The organism is Komagataeibacter oboediens (assembly GCF_003207815.1).
GTDB lineage: Bacteria > Pseudomonadota > Alphaproteobacteria > Acetobacterales > Acetobacteraceae > Komagataeibacter > Komagataeibacter oboediens.
The window spans coordinates 1-907 of record NZ_NKTX01000228.1; the positions used below are offsets into that span (position 1 = coordinate 1).

Annotated in this window: 2 protein-coding genes; both read left to right on the forward strand. The window is 63.9% G+C overall.

Features of this window, described 5'->3' with window-relative positions; translation table 11 throughout:
- The coding region (tnpB, locus tag CFR80_RS18510; RefSeq protein WP_373636560.1) for an IS66 family insertion sequence element accessory protein TnpB at window positions 1-359 on the forward strand (359 nt) is incomplete at its 5' end.
- Between the two features lie 65 nt (window positions 360-424).
- The coding region (locus CFR80_RS18515) for an IS66 family transposase (RefSeq protein ID WP_181418287.1) at window positions 425-907 on the forward strand (483 nt) is incomplete at its 3' end.

Consider the following 907-nt stretch of genomic DNA (forward strand, 5'->3'; position numbering starts at 1 on the left):
GCACTACGATCATGATCCCGCTTCCCTCCACGCTGAGGATATGGCTGGCGGCCGGTGTAACCGATATGCGCCTGGGGATGCCCGGGCTGGCGTTGAAGGTCCAGGAAGCACTGGGTCGTGACCCTTTCGCGGGTGACGTCTATGCCTTCAGGGGCCGACGCGGCGACCTGGTGAAACTGATCTGGCACGATGGGATCGGCCTTTCCTTATATGCGAAGCGGATCGAGCGCGGGCATTTCCTGTGGCCTTCGGCAAAGGACGGAGCGATCCATCTCTCCCCGTCACAATTGACTTGTCTGCTGGAGGGTGTGGACTGGCGCAATCCGCAGAAAACATGGAGACCTGAACTGGCGGGATAATAAAAACCGCGCCAGGTCAGCATATACTGGTACCCTTTTGAGCGCCCATGTGATCAACTGCCTTCATGACGGGAGACACGGACGACATCATCGCCTTGCGCGCAGCACTTGCCGCTGCCGAGGCGCGTGCCCAGGTCGCCGAACTCCGGGCGTCTACTGCCGAAATCCGGGCCACTGATGCAGAAGCGCGCGCGGCCAGCGCCGAAGCGCAGATTGCCCATCTCAAACATCTTATCGCGCGGATGCGCCAGGACCGTTTCGGCGCCTCGTCGGAGCGGGGGCGCCGCCTGCTGGCCCAGCTCGAACTCGAACTGGAAGAGCTGGAGACGACACTCGCCGAGGACGCGCCCGAAAATGCGGCGGATCCCGCCGTCCGCGCGACAGCACCCAGGAGCAACCGGGGGCGCCAGCCCCTGCGTGCCGATCTGCCGCGCGAGCGGGTCGTCATCCCCGCACCGACACAGTGTCCGTGCTGTGGCAGCGATCGTCTGAGCAAACTGGGGGAGAGCGTCACCGAGACGCTGGAGGTGATCCCGCGCCAGTTCAAG